At 54.5% G+C, this 18,555-nt stretch carries 17 protein-coding genes; 11 read left to right on the plus strand and 6 right to left on the minus strand.

Annotation, left to right across the window (positions count from 1 at the left end):
• Positions 1 to 782 precede the first annotated feature (782 nt).
• The 5 genes from ACI48J_RS00595 to ACI48J_RS00615 all read left to right on the plus strand — a co-directional run bounded on the left by ACI48J_RS00595 (position 783) and on the right by ACI48J_RS00615 (position 9,075).
• On the plus strand, positions 783 to 1,418 hold the full coding sequence (locus tag ACI48J_RS00595) for an NAD(P)-dependent oxidoreductase (RefSeq protein ID WP_405081215.1): 636 nt from the start codon (positions 783 to 785) through the stop codon (positions 1,416 to 1,418).
• 174 nt (positions 1,419 to 1,592) lie between these two features.
• Entirely contained in the window at positions 1,593 to 3,530 is a 1,938-nt protein-coding gene (locus ACI48J_RS00600) for an ABC transporter ATP-binding protein (protein ID WP_405081217.1), read from the plus strand.
• A 1-nt stretch (position 3,531) separates the two neighbouring features.
• The gene (locus ACI48J_RS00605; RefSeq protein WP_405081218.1) at positions 3,532 to 5,403 is read left to right on the plus strand and encodes an ABC transporter ATP-binding protein; all 1,872 of its coding nucleotides are present in this window, start codon (positions 3,532 to 3,534) and stop codon (positions 5,401 to 5,403) included.
• A 117-nt stretch (positions 5,404 to 5,520) separates the two neighbouring features.
• Positions 5,521 to 5,997 (plus strand): signal peptidase II, encoded by a 477-nt coding sequence (lspA, locus tag ACI48J_RS00610; protein WP_405081219.1) that lies wholly within the window; start codon positions 5,521 to 5,523, stop codon positions 5,995 to 5,997.
• A 360-nt stretch (positions 5,998 to 6,357) separates the two neighbouring features.
• On the plus strand, positions 6,358 to 9,075 hold the full coding sequence (locus tag ACI48J_RS00615; RefSeq protein ID WP_405081220.1) for an ATP-dependent DNA helicase: 2,718 nt from the start codon (positions 6,358 to 6,360) through the stop codon (positions 9,073 to 9,075).
• Here ACI48J_RS00615 and ACI48J_RS00620 read toward each other — a convergent pair.
• The 3 genes from ACI48J_RS00620 to ACI48J_RS00630 form a co-directional block, all read right to left on the minus strand.
• Positions 9,072 to 9,554: a DUF4385 domain-containing protein gene (locus tag ACI48J_RS00620; protein WP_405081221.1), complete on the minus strand. Its 483-nt coding sequence runs from the start codon at positions 9,552 to 9,554 to the stop codon at positions 9,072 to 9,074. The two genes, ACI48J_RS00615 and ACI48J_RS00620, sit on opposite strands and share 4 nt — an antisense overlap.
• A 132-nt stretch (positions 9,555 to 9,686) precedes the next feature.
• On the minus strand, positions 9,687 to 9,911 hold the full coding sequence (locus ACI48J_RS00625) for a hypothetical protein (protein WP_405081222.1): 225 nt from the start codon (positions 9,909 to 9,911) through the stop codon (positions 9,687 to 9,689).
• Positions 9,912 to 10,140: 229 nt separating this feature from the next.
• The gene (locus ACI48J_RS00630) at positions 10,141 to 10,398 is read right to left on the minus strand and encodes a GlsB/YeaQ/YmgE family stress response membrane protein (RefSeq protein ID WP_009675854.1); all 258 of its coding nucleotides are present in this window, start codon (positions 10,396 to 10,398) and stop codon (positions 10,141 to 10,143) included.
• 310 nt (positions 10,399 to 10,708) lie between these two features.
• Here ACI48J_RS00630 and ACI48J_RS00635 point away from each other — a divergent pair, with 310 nt between their 5' ends.
• On the plus strand, positions 10,709 to 10,909 hold the full coding sequence (locus ACI48J_RS00635; RefSeq protein ID WP_016423690.1) for a cold-shock protein: 201 nt from the start codon (positions 10,709 to 10,711) through the stop codon (positions 10,907 to 10,909).
• Between the two features lie 81 nt (positions 10,910 to 10,990).
• Here ACI48J_RS00635 and ACI48J_RS00640 read toward each other — a convergent pair whose 3' ends face one another.
• On the minus strand, positions 10,991 to 11,413 hold the full coding sequence (locus ACI48J_RS00640) for an Lrp/AsnC family transcriptional regulator (protein ID WP_405081223.1): 423 nt from the start codon (positions 11,411 to 11,413) through the stop codon (positions 10,991 to 10,993).
• A 145-nt stretch (positions 11,414 to 11,558) separates the two neighbouring features.
• On the opposite strand from ACI48J_RS00640, the gene ACI48J_RS00645 reads away from it, so the two are divergent.
• Entirely contained in the window at positions 11,559 to 12,329 is a 771-nt protein-coding gene (locus tag ACI48J_RS00645) for an MBL fold metallo-hydrolase (RefSeq protein WP_405081224.1), read from the plus strand.
• 161 nt (positions 12,330 to 12,490) lie between these two features.
• Here the strand turns inward: ACI48J_RS00645 and ACI48J_RS00650 are convergent, their stop codons facing one another.
• Both ACI48J_RS00650 and ACI48J_RS00655 read right to left on the minus strand, forming a co-directional pair.
• The gene (locus tag ACI48J_RS00650) at positions 12,491 to 13,018 is read right to left on the minus strand and encodes a hypothetical protein (RefSeq protein WP_405081226.1); all 528 of its coding nucleotides are present in this window, start codon (positions 13,016 to 13,018) and stop codon (positions 12,491 to 12,493) included.
• On the minus strand, positions 13,015 to 14,313 hold the full coding sequence (locus tag ACI48J_RS00655; RefSeq protein WP_405081227.1) for a hypothetical protein: 1,299 nt from the start codon (positions 14,311 to 14,313) through the stop codon (positions 13,015 to 13,017). The genes ACI48J_RS00650 and ACI48J_RS00655 overlap by 4 nt, the downstream gene beginning before the upstream one ends.
• Positions 14,314 to 14,508: 195 nt before the next feature.
• Between ACI48J_RS00655 and ACI48J_RS00660 the strand changes: the two genes are divergently transcribed.
• From ACI48J_RS00660 to ACI48J_RS00675, 4 genes are all read left to right on the plus strand, one after another.
• Positions 14,509 to 14,916, plus strand: a complete 408-nt coding sequence (locus ACI48J_RS00660; RefSeq protein ID WP_405081228.1) for a VOC family protein — start codon at positions 14,509 to 14,511, stop codon at positions 14,914 to 14,916.
• Positions 14,917 to 15,265: 349 nt separating this feature from the next.
• Positions 15,266 to 16,171 carry a sugar ABC transporter permease gene (locus ACI48J_RS00665; RefSeq protein WP_326051535.1) on the plus strand — a complete coding sequence of 302 codons (906 nt, stop codon included), beginning with the start codon at positions 15,266 to 15,268 and terminating at the stop codon, positions 16,169 to 16,171.
• Positions 16,168 to 16,992: a carbohydrate ABC transporter permease gene (locus ACI48J_RS00670; RefSeq protein ID WP_042231327.1), complete on the plus strand. Its 825-nt coding sequence runs from the start codon at positions 16,168 to 16,170 to the stop codon at positions 16,990 to 16,992. The genes ACI48J_RS00665 and ACI48J_RS00670 overlap by 4 nt, the downstream gene beginning before the upstream one ends.
• Before the next feature lie 102 nt (positions 16,993 to 17,094).
• Positions 17,095 to 18,453, plus strand: a complete 1,359-nt coding sequence (locus ACI48J_RS00675; RefSeq protein ID WP_326051536.1) for an ABC transporter substrate-binding protein — start codon at positions 17,095 to 17,097, stop codon at positions 18,451 to 18,453.
• Positions 18,454 to 18,555 lie beyond the last annotated feature (102 nt).

Below are 18,555 nucleotides of genomic sequence, written 5' to 3' on the forward strand. Positions count from 1 at the left end.
ACTGTAACCGGATTTTAACTTTTTAAGGCTAGGGACGAGGTGCTTTGTGAGGATTGAACGTAGGACTGCTTCCGGTGTCTTTCTCCTGTAAGTTGCAGCATTCGGAAATAAAAGTTCAATGGAGCAATCTGGAAGGGACATGCTATAATCGGTCCCATGGACTATGAATAGTGGTGGATTTTCAGACCACGGCGCAGCTTCCCGAAAGGGGGTGAGGCCGATGGTCGCACTTGTGGTGTTTTATGACGTACTGCGCTGGACCGTAACGTTACTGAGCCTTGTGTTCGGTATCCGTAAGCTCTATCGCTGGGCGCGCCGTAAATTTCGGAACAAGCGAAAAAACCACCGCTAGTAGGTTAGGCGCCTAAACGGTGGTTTTCGCTTGCATTACATTTAGTTGTGCTTGCGCGCCGTGGTGTTCCACAGCCTTTCGGGTCCTAAAGAGTTTTCACCGCGCCAACGGTGAAGGCTCTTTTTAGTATAGTTAGCAAGAAGAAACTTCATACGCTAAATCTAAATAAGAATACTACATGTACGTGTTCTTAATACGTATTATAGCATAATTTCTGGAACGAGAGAAGCTGGTTGGGTGTATCGTTCGTATAAAATATTGTCCTATGGCGGGCAAGAATTGACTTGAAGAGATGGATAATACCCCAGCATTGCGGATTTTAAAAAAATAGCGGTTCAAGCCCCAGTTGACAAAACCGACATCCTGTAACTATAATGGTTACATGTAAGTGGCAATGTACTGCCAAATCATTATCCGGGAGGAATCCGTTATGAAAATAGCTATTATCGGGGCAAGCGGCAAAGCCGGCAGCCGAATTTTGAAAGAAGCGCAGGACAGAGGACATGAAGTTACCGCAATCGTGAGAAACGCGTCTAAAGTAAGCGCGGAAGGCGCAGCCCTTTTGGAAAAGGACGTTTTCGCTCTTACCGCGTCCGATTTGAAAGCTTTCGATATCGTCGTCAACGCTTTCGGAGCGGCACCGGGCCAGGAGCATCTCCATGTTGACGCGGGCAACGTGTTGATCGAAGCGCTGAAAGGCGCGCCGGAGACGAAATTGATCGTCGTCGGGGGAGCGGGCAGCTTGTTCGTGGATGAAGCGAAAACGACGCGCGTGCTGGAAACGCCAGACTTCCCGGCCGCCTATTTTGCAACGGCATCGAATCAGGGCAAAAACCTGGAAATCCTGCAAAACACCGAGGGCATCAAATGGACGTTCGTCAGCCCGTCCGCGATTTTCGCGCTCGGCGAGAGAACAGGGCAGTACCGCACGGGCAAAGATAACCTGCTCGTTAACTCCAAAGGTAAAAGCTACGTGAGCTATGAAGATTTTGCAGCCGCCGTTTTGGACGAGATTGAACAGCCGAAGCATGAAAATGAGCGTTTTACCGTCGTTTCCGAATCTTAATGTTACGGAAGAGCCGCCAGTGCCCTGCGCACCGGCGGTTCTTTTTGCTTTTGCCGGAATATCACGTATAAAAGAGAAGCTCGTGACTTTTGAAAAGGAGGGGAGTATGGTGGATAATAGAACTATTCCATAGCGATTTACTTACAGTTTACGAGGACGGATAGGTGAGACAGGATGCCCATTTCACGAAAATATATAAGCAAGTACTGGAAGCCCTTTATCGCCGCGGTCGCTTTTCTGACACTGGAAGCCTTGTGCGATCTCACGCTGCCGACGCTGATGTCCAAAATCATTGATGTGGGCGTAGCCGGCAAACAGATGGATTACGTGTGGCGGATGGGCGGCGTAATGCTGCTGGTAACGGCGCTGGGGGCCATTTCGGCGTCGATCCGCAATGTCATTTCGAGTCATGTCTCGCAGAAGTTCGGGGCCGAGCTAAGGTCGGATTTATTCCGCAAAATCCAGTCCCTGTCTTTTGAAAATATCGACCGGTTCGACCGCGCCTCCCTGGTCACCCGGTTAACCAACGACGTTACGCAGGTTCAGATGTTCGTGAACGGCCTGATGCGCGTATTCGTCAAAGCGCCGCTGCTCTGCATCGGGAGCTTGATTATGGCGGCCCGTCTGAACCCGCCGCTCTCCGTCATTCTGGCTGTTGTCGTTCCCGTCGTCGGCATCCTGATCGCGATCAATATGAAGGTCGGTTTTCCTTACTTTATCAAGGTGCAGCAGGCGCTCGACCGGGTTAACGGGATTATGCGGGAATATTTGTCCGGTGTCCGGGTCGTCAAAGCCTTCAACCGGTTCGATTACGAAGTCGGCAAATTCGGCGGAGCGAACGAAGAGTACCGCTCCCGGTCGGTTACAGCCATGAGGGTCATGTCGGCCTTTAACCCGGGGATTACGCTGACCGTTAATTTCGGGATTGTGGCTGTCTTGTGGCTGGGCGGTCTTCGTGTAGATCAGGGCCAGATGCAGGCCGGTCACATTATCGCTTTCGTCAATTACATGACGCAGATTTTGTTCTCGCTCATGCTGATTTCCATGGTGTTCAACATGTTTGTGCGCGCGCGGGCTTCCGCGGGCCGGATCGGCGAAATTTTCGCGGAAGTAAATACGATGGCTGCGCAAATTCCGGCCACAGCAGCAGCCGTCGGAGGCGCGGCAAGCTCCGAGGATAAGCCCGCAGCAGGCACGCGGCCGGGAATGCGGACCGGTGCGCATCCGGGGGCGCGGCCCGGCCCGCAAACCGGCGGGATAACGGCCGGCGCACAGCCGGGAGCCGTGACAGACCCGGCTGCCTATCCGGGAGGCTTCACGGCCCCCGGCCGAAAACCGGATGCTGGGGCTCCATCCGCCACGCAGACCGGGGGAAGCGTCGAGTTCGAGAACGTCACGTTCTCGTACGAAGGAACATCCGGCGAGCCGGTGCTGAGACGGATTACCTTCTCCTGCGAGCCGGGACAGACGGTCGGCATCATCGGCTCCACGGGCTCCGGCAAAAGCACGCTCGTCAGCCTCATTCCCCGGTTCTATGACGCGGTGTCCGGGACAGTCAAAGTGAACGGTACCGATGTCAGAGAACTGGAGCCGAGCCGTCTGCGCGAGAAGATTGCCGTCGTGCCCCAGAAAACCGTGCTGTTCACCGGCACGGTGGCCGACAATCTCCGCTGGGGCAAAGAAGACGCCTCGCCGGAGGAGATGGAGCATGCGGCCCGGATGGCCGAGGCCCACGAGTTCATTGCCGCTTCGCCCGAGGGCTACGAGACGAGGCTCGGGCAGGGAGGCGTGAACTTCTCCGGCGGCCAGAAACAGCGGCTTTCGATTGCGCGCGCCATCGTGAGAAAGCCGGAAATTCTAATTCTCGACGACTGCACCAGCGCCGTCGATGCCGCCACGGAAGCGCGGATCAAGGACGCGCTGAAGAAATACGCCGAGGGGCTCACCTGCCTGCTGATTGCCCAGCGGATCACGTCCGTCATGGACGCGGACAAAATCGTCGTGCTGGACCGCGGTGAGATTGTAGGCTCCGGCACGCATGACGAACTGCTCGGAAGTTGCCGGGTCTACCAAGAAATCTTCCAGTCGCAAATGGGAAAGGAGGTCGGTTGACATGGCAGTTTCCCAAGAAAGACCGGGCGGCCAGAACCCTCCCGGCCCCGTGACAGTCCCGCCCAGAGGAGGGCCGGGGCACGGGGGAATGCGCGGCCGCGGACCGGTCGTGAAGCCGAAGAACTTCAAGGGGACTTTGCGCAGGCTGTGGGCTTACTTCGGCAGCGAGCGAAAGCTGCTGACGGTCATTTTCGCCCTGATTCTGATCGGAGCGGCTCTCACTCTGGTGGGACCTTATCTGATCGGGGTCTCCGTGGATGCGATGTCTCATCCGGAACAAGGCGTCGATTTCGGCATCCTGAAGACGATGGTGCTGGTCCTCTTGCTGGCGTACCTCATCGACGGGGTGTTCACCTTCCTCCAGAGCTGGCTCATGGCAGGCGTATCGCAGCGGATTGTGATGCGGCTGCGGGGAGCTCTTTTCGCCAAGCTTCAGAAGCTTCCGGTCGCTTACTTCGATACCCGGCCTCACGGGGAATTGATGAGCCGCCTGTCCAACGATATCGACAATGTGAGCAGCACGATTTCGCAGTCCACCACGCAGCTTATGAGCGGCGTTATCGCGATTGTCGGCTCTCTGGCGATGATGCTCGTGCTCAGTCCGACGCTGACGCTGGCCAGCCTGGTGACTGTGCCGATCCTGTTCGTGCTGACCCGGACCATTACGAAGAAAACGAGCGTCCTGTTCAAAAATCAGCAGATCCAGCTCGGCAAATTGAACGGACATATCGAAGAGACCATATCCGGTCTCCAGGTCGTCAAAGCGTTTAATCACGAAGAAAAGGCGATTGCGGAGTTCGAAAAAGTTAATGCGGAGCTGTGCGAGGTGGGGCTCAAGGCGCAAATCCGTTCCGGATTCCTGATGCCTCTGCTTAACGTCATTAATAATATCGGCTTTGCCGCCGTAGCCCTGGTGGGGGGGATTCTCGCCGTGCGCGGGGATATTACCGTCGGGGTTATCGCGAGTTTTTTAAGTTATTCCCGGCAGTTTGTACGGCCGTTGAACGATCTCGCCAATATTTTCAATATTCTTCAGTCCGGTGTGGCGGGAGCGGAGCGGGTGTTCGAGGTCATCGACGAGAAGGAGGAGCCCTCCGATTCCAAGGAGGCCGTCGAGCTTGTTAACCCGAAAGGCCACGTCGTTTTTGAAAATGTAAGCTTCGGCTACCGCCCGGACGTGCCCATTCTGAAAAACGTAAGCTTCGATTCCGCCCAAGGCAGCTCCACGGCGCTTGTCGGCCCGACGGGGGCGGGCAAGACGACTATCGTCAACCTTTTGACAAGGTTTTACGATGTTACCGGGGGCCGCATCCTGATCGACGGGCGGGATATCCGCGAGTATACGCGGGACAGCCTGCGGAGGACGTTCGGTATCGTGCTCCAGGATACGTACCTTTTCTCGGGGACGATCAAGGAAAATATCAAGTACGGCAGGCCGGATGCCACGGATGCCGAGGTCGAAGCCGCAGCCGCCATGGCTAACGCGGACGCGTTCATTAACCGGCTGCCGGCGAAATACGAGACCCTCCTGTCGGAGAACGGCGGGAATCTAAGCCAAGGCCAGCGGCAGCTTCTGGCGATTGCCAGGGTTATTCTGGCGAAGCCTTCTATCCTCATCCTGGACGAAGCGACCAGCAGCATCGACACGCGTACGGAGCTTCATATCCAGGATGCGCTGCTCAAGGTTATGCGGGACCGGACCAGCTTTATTATCGCGCACAGGCTGAATACAATCCGGGATGCGGATACCATTATGGTCATCGACCACGGAGAAATTGTGGAAAAAGGCGCGCACGACGCGCTGATCGGACAGCAGGGCGTGTATTCCCGGATGTTTTACAATCAGTTCAAAAATATAGAAGGCGCCGTCTAAAAAACGATGCCCGGGACATGGTCTGAAAACGACCCGGGAGATAGCGAAAATGTTCCTTGTGGAACAATTTATGCCGTTAAGGATCGGAAGCTTGCCAATCGGAAGGAGAGAGCTGTTATGCTGTTTTATTTCACTGCCGCCTTGGTTGCAGCTGTCGACCAGTTTGCGAAAGCTTTGATCCGCGCCACGATGGCGGTCGGAGAATCCGTTCCGTTCTGGGGGAGCATGGCGCTTACGCATTATGAGAACAGCGGGATGGCCGGAAGCAGGTTTCAGGGATACGCGCGCGTATTCGCCGTGCTGGCGGTTGTGTTCATCGCCATTGTGCTTTACTATCGCCGCAAAGGGGAAATTCAGGGCCCCCTGATGGATGCGAGTATGGGATTTCTGACGGGAGGCGCAGCGGGAAATGCCATCGACCGTTTCTGGTTCGGCAAAGTGACGGACTTTCTTGAATTCCGTCCCGGCGGGGGCATTCTGAATCTGGCCGATATCGCGATTAACATCGGCGTTGTTCTTTTTCTGATCGGAGGCGTCTTGGACTATTACCGGAAAAAGCAGAACCCACTCGCCGCCGGGGAAGAACAGGGGTGACCCGGTCTGCTCCTCGTTTGATTTCTCACGGCAGAGTTCCGTAAAACAGAGGTTTTGTAACACACCGGGATATGCAGGTGCGGCCGCTCTTTCCAAGGCAATTGTCGTCGTCAAACGATTAGGGGATATTCTGCTCCTGACCAGATAATGAAGGTGTTTAAAGACTTTTCCGGTCTGCGGAGGAGTCTTTTTTTGCGGATAGAGTTGGCGCTTGTCTACAGGCCTTGAATCCGATCCTGTTCATCTCTCGGTAGTTCCTCTTGGTTTCCTATGGTTGGGAAATAGTCCGGAGGATGATATAATCGGCAGATAGAACGAACGTTCGCGGAACGGGTATTTATAGAAAAGGGCGGTGAAGCAATGAGCGGTGAAGTTAGAATTTCAGTCCGTACTCTGGTGGAATATGCTTACCGGAGCGGAAGCATCGAATCCGGCTTCCGGACCGCCACGGCATTAACCGAAGGAACCAAGGCCCATCAGAAGGTGCAGCAAACTTACGGGGACAGCGACCGGAAAGAAGTTTTCCTGCAAACGGAAATCCTCTTGGACGGGATGGTATTCGTGCTGGAGGGCCGCTGCGACGGGCTGCTTTTCGATGATGACGGCGGTGAGGTTACGATTGACGAGATCAAATCTTCTACGGGCGATCCCCGGCTTGTGGAGGAAAACCGCCATCCCGTTCATTGGGCCCAGGCGGTCTGTTACGCCTATATGTATGCGCGGCAGAACGGAAGGGAGCACATGAGAGTCCAGCTGACGTATGTCCAGGTCGGGACGGAGGAACAGCAGCGGTACGTGAGGGAATATTCCTATGACGAAATGGAGGCCGCCGTGCTGGAAGCCGTGCGTCTTTATGCTCCTTACGCGGCCATGCAGCTGCAGAACCGCCGGGAGCGGGACGCCAGCATCAGGGAGCTGCCGTTTCCCTATCCGGCCTACCGGGAAGGACAGCGGCAGTTCGCCGGATCGGTCTACAAAACGATCAAAGACGGCCACAAGCTGTTCGCGAATGCGCCTACCGGCACGGGCAAAACCATCTCGACTCTTTTTCCGTCCGTTAAAGCGGTGGGTGAAGGACTGCTCCAGCGGATTTTTTATCTGACGGCGAAGACGCTGACGCGTACGGCCGCGGAGGAAGCTTTTTCCCTCATGATCGAGCGGGGCCTTCATATGCGTACCGTTACGCTGACGGCGAAAGACAAGATTTGTTTCCGTGAAGAGGTGGATTGCAGGAAGGAAATGTGCGAGTTTGCCGACGGGTACTATGACCGGGTGAACGGGGCTGTCCTGGACATGCTGTCCCATGAAAAGCTGATGAACCGGAGTGTCATCGAGAAATATGCGCGCAAGCACAAAGTGTGTCCGTTCGAGTTTTCGCTTGATGCGGCTTATGCGGCCGACGCGGTTATCTGCGACTACAATTATATTTTCGACCCTAAAGTATATCTCAAGCGGCTTCCGGAGGAAGTGAAAAAGCAGACGGCGCTTCTGATCGACGAAGCGCACAATCTGGTGGACCGCGGCAGAGAGATGTTTTCCGCCGAGCTGACGAAAGCCCCTTTTCTGCAGCTGAAAAGGGATTTCAAGGGGCGGAACTCCGCCGTGGAAGCCGCGGCCAAGGCCGTGAACGACTATTTCATCGCCTTCCGCAAGGAACAGGGCAGCGGCGGCAGCTTCGTGCTCCGGGAGGTGCCGGAAGAGCTGCCGGGCCTGCTGGAAGCGTTCGCGCAGCAGGCGGAGCGGGAGCTCTCCGCTCCCGGGCAGGGCGGCGAGGCGCAGGAGCTTCTGCTCGACACCTACTTCGCGGTGCAGAGCTTTCTGCGCACGGCGAAGTACTACGACGAGCGGTATGTGACTCTCGCCGAGGTGCAGCGCAGCGATGTGCGGCTCAAGCTGCTCTGCCTGGACCCTTCCGCGCTGCTGGCGCAGATGGGGAAAGGGTACCGGGCGCATGTGTTCTTCTCCGCCACGCTGTCGCCTTTTTCCTACTACATGGATATGCTGGGCGGCGGAGAGGACGATTACACGGTGGCGATTCCGTGGCCGTTCCGGCAGGAGCAGCTCGATGTATGGATCGAGCCGCTTTCCACCCGCTACAAGGACCGGGACAAGACCAAGCTGCCGATCTCGCGGCTTTTGGGAAAGCTCGTCCGCGAGAAACCGGGCAATTATCTCGTCTTCTTCCCTTCTTACGAATACATGCGGGAGGTGGCCGCTCTTTTCCTGGAACAGGAGAGAGGGCCGCAATCCGGCACCGCGGTTAACGGAGAAGCGGGCGTTACAGAAGCGTCTTCAGGAACTGCTTCAGGAGCTGCTTCCGGAGACGGCATAGAGGCCGGCGTGACGGGTACGGAAAAAGCCGGCTTAAATAACGGCCCCGGAAGCGGGCTGTCCATCGGCACTTTAGCCGGCATGGTAACCGATGCCTCAACCGATCCGGGAACCCGGACGGAGCTCACCGCGGGTGATGCCGGGAGAATTGCCGGCGGCGCACCCGAAAAAAGCCATTTCGAAGCGGTGGAAGTCTTGCTTCAAGATCGGCTGCCGGCTTTGGATGAGAGCGGCGGCGGGTCTATCCCGGCGGAGGAAGCGAGTTCCGGCGATGAAACCGGAAGCGGGGACCGCGGCAGCCGCATGCTGCGCATCCTGGTCCAGCAGCCGTCGATGCCGGAGGAGGAGCGGGAATCCTTTCTCGCATCCTTCCGGGCGGACTCTTCCCGAACTCTGATCGGCTTCGCCGTCATGGGCGGGATTTTCTCCGAAGGCATCGACCTGAGGGGCGACCGGCTTACGGGCGTGGTCGTGGTGGGTGTAGGGCTGCCTCAGGTAGGGCCGGAGCGGAATATCATCAAAGAGCATTTTGACCGGGACGGCCGCAGCGGCTTCGATTACGCCTATGTATTCCCGGGCATGAATAAAGTCATGCAGGCCGGCGGCCGTCTGATCCGGACGGAGAACGACTATGGGACGCTGGTCCTGATCGACGACCGCTTCCTGCAAAGGCGCTATCAATCTCTGCTCCCGCCGGAGTGGCGGCATTTTACGATCCCCGGTCAGAATAATGAAAGGACTCATTAGCTTTTAGACGATTTGTCAGTATTCTTCTCATATTTATCCCGGTGTTCTTTCTTCATGCGGATATAGTCTCCGTCCGTCTTCGCGATTTCCCATTGAGCTTTAAATATAGCGGCGGACTCCGCTTTTACGGGATCGTTCTGGTAGGGCAGGATCGAACCGTCTTCTTTGGAATATTTCCGGCCTCCCTTGTGGTTCGTGTAGCGCCTGGCGCGCGTATAGCCCATCTGGAGAAACTTTCTGGCCATGTCCATTCCGATAAAATCACCTGATTTTTTATAATTGAGAAACAGATCGTAAATTTTCCCGGAAGATTCCTTCGCGATTTCCGGCGTTTTAAACCGCCAGTGCGGCAAAATCTCGCTTTTATAGGGCTCGACGAGCAGGACGCCTTGTTCTCCGCGGCCTACGGTGTACAGTTCCGGCTGCTTACGGAGGTCCAGATGCTCGTAATCCAGCGAATAGTCGAATTTTTTAGCCATGAGGGACAGCTCCTTCCGATATCTTTGGAGAGATTGGCTCTATCCTATCCTTACCCGGACTACCGCACAATGCCGCGAAAAAAATCCCCTCCAAGTAAAATTACGGCGCCGCTTTTACCCGGCACTGTTTACTTAAAGGGGACTGAATTCAATTATTGGCTGGCTTACGGATTGATTCGACACATAGGCGTGTCCGTCCACATTTAATGTTTTATAGTCGTCGGGTAACGTTTTTGACTCGCCGTTTACCTGATATTCTGCGGGAAAAAGTACGGCTTGTATCGTGTTGCCCGCGTAAGCCGCCGTAGAGGCGGACACAATCGCTCCGACGGCAAAACCGATGACATATTTTTTCATGCAGTCCGCTATCCTTATGTATCTAATTGGAAGATTTCTCTATATTTGAACGGATGAAAATTTTTGAATGTTGCACCGGGGCCGCAAAAAGTCGTTAAAATTAAGCTGCCTCATGCGGCGGAGGGCTGTAAACCTGCCGTTTATGTGCCGCATAGTGCGATAAACGCAAAAAAAGACCACGCGAGTTTCGCGTGGTCTTTTTTATCCTGGAAGACAGGTTAGCTTACGGTTATGCCCGTTTGCTTCCCATAGAACGCAGGATGAGGCTGACGATGAATACCAGTACGATACCACCGATCAAAGCAGGGAAGAAGTAGAAACCTCCGACTTCAGGACCCCAGTTGCCAAGCAGCAGACCGCCGAGCCATGCGCCCAAGAAACCTGCGATAATGTTGCCGATAATGCCGCCGGGAATATCTTTACCGATAATCATGCCGGCTAACCAACCGATGATACCACCGATAATTAATGACCATAAGAAACTCATCTAGACTACCTCCTAAATGTTTATGTTTTAGTTTGTGTTACCTGGTTGCTTAGTATTAACCTCATTGCTTTTTCTTTAATCAGGTTTGCAAAAGTTACCACGAAAATTGTTTTCCTAAAAGAATTGGAAAATAACTTGCACTTGGAAATGGCCTATGGTAAGATGAAGTCAATCGAGTATTTGAAACCTGGAATTCACTTATTATAAAGGGTTATCATTTGTGAGATGGAGCCTTTTATAATATGTGAATTTTTATTTGCTTCAAGAGTAAAAAGAACATGTTAAATTTAATTTCTAGGAGGTACCACACATGCAAACTGGTACAGTTAAATGGTTCAACGCTGAAAAAGGCTTTGGTTTTATCGAAGTTGAAGGCGGCAACGATGTATTCGTACACTTCTCCGCAATCCAAGGCGAAGGCTTCAAGTCCCTGGACGAAGGCCAACGCGTTGAGTTCAACGTAGTTCAAGGCAACCGCGGACCGCAAGCTGAGAACGTTGTTAAGCTGTAATTTCAGCTAAACGAGAGAAGCTGTTCACAACTTTATGTTGTGGACAGCTTCTTTGCTTTATCCCGGGAAATGATGGGGACCTTATTTGATTTTGCCGATGGATAAACTGACTTTATAATTGCCGTACATGAGTAAATCGTCGAGGAAGGCATTGAGATCCTCGTTGCTTCCGACCTGCACGCGCAGCCAGTAACAGCCTTCTCCGCTGACACGGTGGGCTTCCAGAATGCGGGGGTCGCGGGAGGCGAACGTTTGCAGATCCCCGTGGGCGTTTTGGGATTTCAGAAATACCGTGACCATAGCGTGTACTGCAAGACCGAGCTTTTCCGGATTCCACTTGAGGGTCCGTCCCTCGATGACGCCCCAATCCTCCAGCTTCCGGATTCTTGCGCCTACCGCCTGGCCGGTCAAATGAACCTTGAGGCCGATCTCTTTATTCGAGCGGGTCGCATCCTCCAGAAGGCACTGCAAAATCTTGTGATCTGTCTCATCAATGCTGAACATGTCCATCCGCCTTCCGAATACTTTCATGGTGAAAAAAGGACAACCGCAGGTCTTTCACGGGGTCCTTTCCGGAGCCGCTCCTCTTTTTATAGAATTGTATCAAATCCTTTTTTAAAAAGATATTGGCACTTATGGAGGCGATTCTATGAAAATCCGTTTGATACGCAACGCAACGCTGTGGCTGGAATACGGAGGCCGGCGCATTCTCGTGGATCCGATGTTGAGCGGAGCCGGGGCCAGCCCGCCGATTCCGAACACGGCCAACGACCGGCGCAATCCGCTCGTACCGCTTCCGGTACCCCCGGAAGAGCTGCTGGAGCCGGACCTGGTGCTGATCACGCATCTGCACCCTGATCACTGGGACGCGGAGGCCGCCGGAAGGCTGCCCAAGGGAACGCCCGTCCTGTGCCAGCCGGGGGACGCGGAGACGCTTGCGGAGCAGGGCTTCACGGACGTATCGGCCGTAGAGGAGGAGACGGCTTGGCGCTGTCTGCGCATCGCGCGTACATCCGGGCAGCACGGAACCGGCGACATTGGCGCAGCCATGGGTCCGGTGTCGGGCTTCGTGCTCCGCGCGGAAGGAGAGCCGGCGGTCTATATCGCCGGCGATACGATCTACTGCGCCGAAGTGGCGGAGGCGCTGGAGAGGCATCAGCCTGCGGTAACGGTCGTGAACGCAGGCGGGGCCGTTTTCAAGGCCGGCGATCCGATCACGATGACGGCCGACGATGTGGTCGCCGTTTGCCGCAAAGCGCCGCAAACGCGGGTGATCGCCGTGCACATGGAGGCGATCAATCACTGCCTCCTGACGCGCGAGGCTCTTCTCGCGCGCCTGGAGGAGGAGGGGCTGTCGGAACGGACCGACGTTCCGGCGGACGGGCAGTGGCTCGAGGCCGCGGGAGCCGCGTCCAACTAAACAAAGCATGCCCGGGTCTTGAAACCGGGGCATGCTTTGTTTTTTTTTGCCGCAGCATCGAGTGGATTACAGAATCACGAGAGCTTCAGGCAATAAAGCGGCATGCAGGCAGCAAGCCCCCATGCAAAAACAGTAAGCGGCCGTGCGGACGGTTAGGGCCGCTACCGGGCGGTAAAAGTGTACCGGTATGTAACGAATGTGTCCGACGTGTAATAGCTGTCGAGCTTTTTTTTCTCGCCGGGTGCGATTATGACGTTGTTATACGATTTTTCATGAACGATTTGTCCTTGGGCATCATAGGTAGTGAAGGTCAGGCTGCCCTGGAATGTATACGAGGAGCTGTAATTTCCGGCGTATACCCGGATATCGTAAGAGTCGTCGTCGGAGAAAGCGTCCGCGGCAACGGCCAGACGGTCGATCTCTTCCCGGACCTCGGATTTGTTCACCCGCTCCCGGTAGTGGCTATCGAGCTCCGAACGCATCGACTCGTCGATTTTGTGCGCTCCGTGGGTGATGGTGGCGATCGGAATAGTGGAAACGATGTACAAAAGAAGCATGGCTCCGCCGCCGCTGCGAAGGATCGTCCGCTTGTCGTAACCGCCCGCAATAAGGGCGATCCAGGCGATGAGAATAAGACCGAGCGTAATCAGATGCCACTTCGAAATAAACATATCGGCATACAGGCTCATAGCGTGACCTCCTCTTCTTCGTTCAGACCGAATTGTCTGCGGATCCAACAGACCATCCCGAAGGGAAGCCATATCGTCAGAGGCAGCAGAATCGTCGCGCCGATGGCCGTGCTGTAAAATTCCCCTCCGGCTCCGGTATCCGTCAGAGGCATGATAGCACCGGCCAGCACCCACCCGATAAAGGCGGCGAGCGTAAACCGGACGGCGTGCCAGAAGGTCAAACGGTCCGCCATGACGAAATAAGCGGCTGCCGCGGCAAGGAAACAGCCTATGCAGAGCCACATGTTATCGGGGGACACCCGGCCGTCGACGACGAAACCGGTCAGTACATACAGGGAAGCGAAAAGCAGCGCGAAAATCACCACGGTGGACATGCGCGGCTTTCTCGAGCTTTCCTGACGCGCCCCTTGACCGGTTGAGCTTTCCCTGACGGCTGCCCCGCCCGCGCCCACGCTCCCGTTCCCGCGATAAAGCGGCCGCTGAGGTTGAGGCGTACCGCTTCGGGCCCGTATGGTTTTGGCGCCGCCGAAGCTTTCCGAGGGCTCCTGACTCGCGCGTTCCCGCTCGCTGCGCTTGCGGCCAAGCTCGTACAGCAGATTGTCGAGCCGTTTCTTGAAGCCCTTTTTTTCGATGTCGAAAGGAGAGGTATCGAGGGGCTTCCGCAAAACGGAGAGCTGCTCGGCTTCCGTCTTCTGCTCCAGAAGAAGATCCGTCGCCCAAATTTCGATGGAGCCCCGCTGTTTAAAGTGTTTCAGCCATTTTTTCAAATCCGGCAATTCGTAGAAAGGGATTTTCAGGATCCGCTCCTGTGCATCCCTCCGGTAACGGACGTACAGCATGGGAAGCAAGTGGAAGACGGACTGGCTTTCGAACCATTTCGTCTTTTTGTAAGCGTAATGGTATTGGGCGACGTAGTACGCGATGTACACCCGGTCCACTTCATCCAAGCGGACGGCGTCTTCTTCTTTTACCGCCTGTTCATAATGCAGGTAGCGGATATCGTCCCTATAGAGGCTGTAGCGGTCCAAGTGACGATTTTTCCAGATATAAGCCTTTAGCGTGAGAATGGAAAACCGGATGAGCCAAAGACCCGGGATAATAAGAAGGAGCGACATGTAGGACCAGAAATGACGGAAAGTGACGACCAGGTAAACCGGACCTGCAGCGAGCGCGAGGGCCGACAGCAAAAGCAGAGCAAGAGCCTCGAAAGTAAGAATCCAGTAAAAAGGCTCCATTCTTCTGCCGCAGCGTTCATGAATCAAAGATGGATCTGAAAGATTTTCGTCCGTTGGCACAAGTGCAAACCTCCTGGATGCAGGGATGGAATGAAATCATGTAAAAGTTCTATTACGAGGAAGGGTTTTAAGCAGTTTCGATGGAAAAATGTTCCTTCATATAGACTCTTGAATTGCCATACCCTTTCCGGTAAAAGTTTAAACAGTAAAATTTCCGAGTGTCAGGCTTGAATAAACCGCGAAGGAGAAATTCCGATGGCTGTTTTACGACCGTATTTGTACAGCGAAAATGCGAGGGAGCAGGGGGCGTTTTATGCCCGGGCCCTGCGGGGAGAAATCGTGAGCATTCAAACATTCGGGGATGCGCCCGCCCAATACGGGCAGGATCGCGACCGGGTGATGCATCTGGTGCTGAAGGCGCGCGGGCTAACGTTCTACATGGCGGACAGCGATCGGGTAGAAAGGGGCAGCGGACTGGACCTTACGCTTGAATTCGGCACCGATGCCGAAGCGGAGCAGGTCTTCGGCGCGCTTTCGGAGGGCGGCAGAGTCCTGATGCCTCTGCAGAGGATGTTCTGGGGCACAATGTTCGGCAGGATCGAGGATGCCTATGGCGTCCGTTGGCAGATTGCGACGGAGTCCGCCTCTTCCCCCAATAGCTAGGTCTGAAATAAACCGTAACGGAGTTGTCTGACTAAAGGATCATTCCGTTATTTTCTTAGTAAAAAAATGGTCTGTAAGCGTTGACATAACAGCATTTACCGCTTATGATATGAAATAAGTTAATAATTTGTGACGGAGAACCGGAGATTCACGTAAGTTGCAAGGTCTAAGAGGCCTCGCAATTTATGTGGATTTTTTTTCTGCCAAATTATAACGGCTATCCGTCGTTTTTACCTGATGCGCTCCTTCAAAGAGAACTTCCATCGGTGAAGCCGGGAACCGGTTCAAGCTGCAGATGAACCTCCGGACGGGTAGGGTACAGAGCACGAATGAGAGAGGGGTATGCCGCTTGCCAAGTCATGAAAGCGTTTTATCAAAAAAGAAAAGATGGCGGGAAAACGCGCTTGCGTATTTCTTTCTGGCGCCGTCCCTGATTATTTTCGCCACCTTTTTGTTCTACCCCATGCTGAGATCGGTTTACCTGAGTATGACGCTCACCGATCCGAGGGGGCGTGTGGCCGAATTTGTATGGTTCGATAACTTCGTCGATTTGTTCCAGTCGGGCCAGTTTTATTCGGATCTGAAAGTGACGCTGCTCTTTATTTTATATACCGTGCCGACTAGTATCATCTGGGCTCTGCTCCTGGCGGCCATTACACACAACAAGCTGAAAGGGATGAAGATTTTCCAGTTCGTGTTTTCCCTGCCTCTCGTCATTTCGGTAGGTACGGGCTCGATTATCTGGCTGCTGCTGTTTCACCCTACGGCCGGCATGCTCAACTACTTCCTGAGCCTGGTTCATATTCAGGCCATCCCGTGGCTGACCGATCCCGCGTGGGCGCTGATCTCCGTTTCCCTCATGACCATCTGGATGAATATGGGCTTCCTCTTTATCGTCCTGTCCAGCGGCATGCAGGGGGTGCCGGAGGAAATTTACGAGAGCGCCAAAATCGACGGCTCGGGTCCGGTGCGAACCTTCCTCCAGATCGTTCTGCCGCTGCTGTCCCCGACGCTGTTCTTCGCTCTAATCGTGTCGGTGATCGGAGCGTTCCAAGCGTTCGGACAAATCAACATTCTGACTAAAGGCGGACCGATGGACTCGACGAATGTGGTCGTTTACTCCATCTACCAGGAAGCCTTCGTCAACTTCCGTTTCGGAACGGGAAGCGCCGAGGCGCTCATTCTCTTCTTTATCATTCTGATATTGACCGTTCTGCAGTTTACGGTTCTTGAAAAGAAGGTGCATTATCAATGATCGCACGGAGACTGAACAACACGCTGCTCTACCTGCTTCTTATCGTGCTGGCCCTGGTGGTCCTGTACCCCCTTCTGTTCACGGTCTTCTCTTCGTTCATGACGGAGCAGGAGGTTTCCAAATTCCCGCCGGCGCTTGTGCCGAGCCAGCTTTACTGGGGGAATTTTAAAGCCGCAATCGACAACGTCCCGGTCTTTCAGTTCATTCTGAACAGCTTTATCGTGTCGTCGGCGATTATGGTCAGCCAGGTTATTACGTCCGCGATGGCGGCTTACGCGTTCTCTTTTCTGAATTTCACGGGAAAAAATGCCCTGTTCATGGTTTTCCTGGCGACTATGATGATCCCGTGGGAAGTCACCATCATTCCAAACTACCTGACGATCAAGTCGTGGGGATGGATGGACAGCTACCCGGGCCTGATTGTGCCTTTCATGGCGGCGGCCTTCGGCGTGTTCCTGCTCCGCCAGTTTTTCCTCCAGCTGCCGCACGAATTGTTCGATGCGGCGAAGATCGACGGATGCGGACACTGGCGGAACTTCTTCTCCATCGTGCTGCCGCTCTCCAAGCCGGCCTTGTCCACGCTTGCCGTCTATGAGTTCCTGACGCACTGGAACAGCTACCTCTGGCCTTTGCTCATCACGAACAAGGTGTCCATGCGGACCGTTCAAATCGGCGTCGCCATGCTCCAGCATGCGGAAGTCATGTCGTGGAACATGATTCTCGCGGGAATCACCATCGTCCTCCTGCCGTCCTTCCTGCTGCTCGCGCTGGGCGTCAAGCAGCTCGTAAGAGGCATTACGGCCGGTGCGGTCAAAGGCTGACAGAGCTTCACTCTGATGTCTGATCTGCCGCCGGTCTTCCGGAGGCGGATAATTCATAAATAAACCAAACCAATCTTGTTTAACTAGGGGGAAGAAATAGCTATGAATAAAAAAGGGATGGCTGCTTCTTTATTGACGGCTGTTATGCTCGTCTCCGCCGGCTGCGGCGGATCGGACACTGCCGGTACGGGCGACAAAGGAAGCGCGGACAGCGGATCCGGCAGCGGACCGAAGAAAGTCGTTTTCTGGCACGCCATGGGCGGAGCCAACACGAAAGTCGTCGACCAGCTCGTTGCCGATTACAACGCTTCCCAAAACAAAATTAAAGTGGAAGCGGTATTCCAGGGCTCCTATGACGACCTGCTCAGCAAGCTGAAAGCTTCGATGGGTACGAAAGAAGGCCCTTCCGTCGTCCAAATGTACGAAATCGGAAGCCGCTTCATGATCGACTCCAAGATGGTTACCCCTATGCAAAATTTCATAGATGCGGACAAGTACGATTTGACGCAGCTGGAGCCGAACATTACCGGCTACTACACGTTTAACAACAAGCTGTTCTCCATGCCGTTCAATACGTCCAATCCGGTTCTCTACTATAATAAGGACTTGTTTAAAGCGGCCGGACTCGACCCGGAAAAGCCGCCGGCTACCTACGAAGAGTTCCAGAAAGCGGCCGAAGCCATTACCAAAACGGGCAAAGCGACCGGCGGCAACTTCGCGATTTACGGCTGGTTTATGGAGCAGTTTTTCGCCAATCAGGGAGCGGAATATATCAACAACGGCAACGGCCGCAAAGAGCTGGCGACCCAGTCGCTCGTCAATTCCGAAGCGGGCGTCCAGACGCTGACCTGGTGGAAGAACATGGTGGACAGCAAAGCGATGAACAACCTGGGCCGTAAAACGGATGACTCCAAGAAAGCTTTCTCTGCCGGCCAAGTCGGCATGATTCTCGATTCCACGGCAGCTCTGAAGGGCCTTGTGGACAGCTCCAAAGGCAAGTTCGAAGTCGGAACCGGCTTCCTGCCGAAACCGGCCAATGCCAAAGACGGAGGCGTCGTTGTAGGCGGAGCGAGCCTGTGGATCATGAACGACCGTGCGGACGACGAGCAGAAAGCGACCTGGGACTTCATCAAGTTCCTGACTTCGCCTAAAGAGCAGGCGTACTGGCACATCAACACCGGCTACTTCCCGATCACGAAGAAGGCGTACGACGAGCAGAGCGTCAAAGACAACATGAAAAACTTCCCGCAGTTCCAGACCGCTGTCGACCAGCTCCACCAGACGAAGCTGAACACGGCTACCCAGGGCGCCGTTATGGGCGTATTCCCGGAAGCCAGACAGATTGTCGAAGGAGCCATCGAGGAAGTGCTGAACAACAAGAAGTCTCCGAAGGACGCCTTGGATGCGGCCGCGAAGGACATCACGTCGAAGATCGAGAAGTACAACAAAACCGTCAAATAAAGATGGGGTAACGTCCCGTAGATTTCCATTTCTTTGTTAAAAATAGGCCGGAAATCCGTTGACAGATGAAGCGGACCGAACTATGATAGGGTACAAGTTAAT

Source organism: Paenibacillus chitinolyticus (assembly GCF_045038035.1).
GTDB lineage: Bacteria > Bacillota > Bacilli > Paenibacillales > NBRC-103111 > Paenibacillus_F > Paenibacillus_F chitinolyticus_A.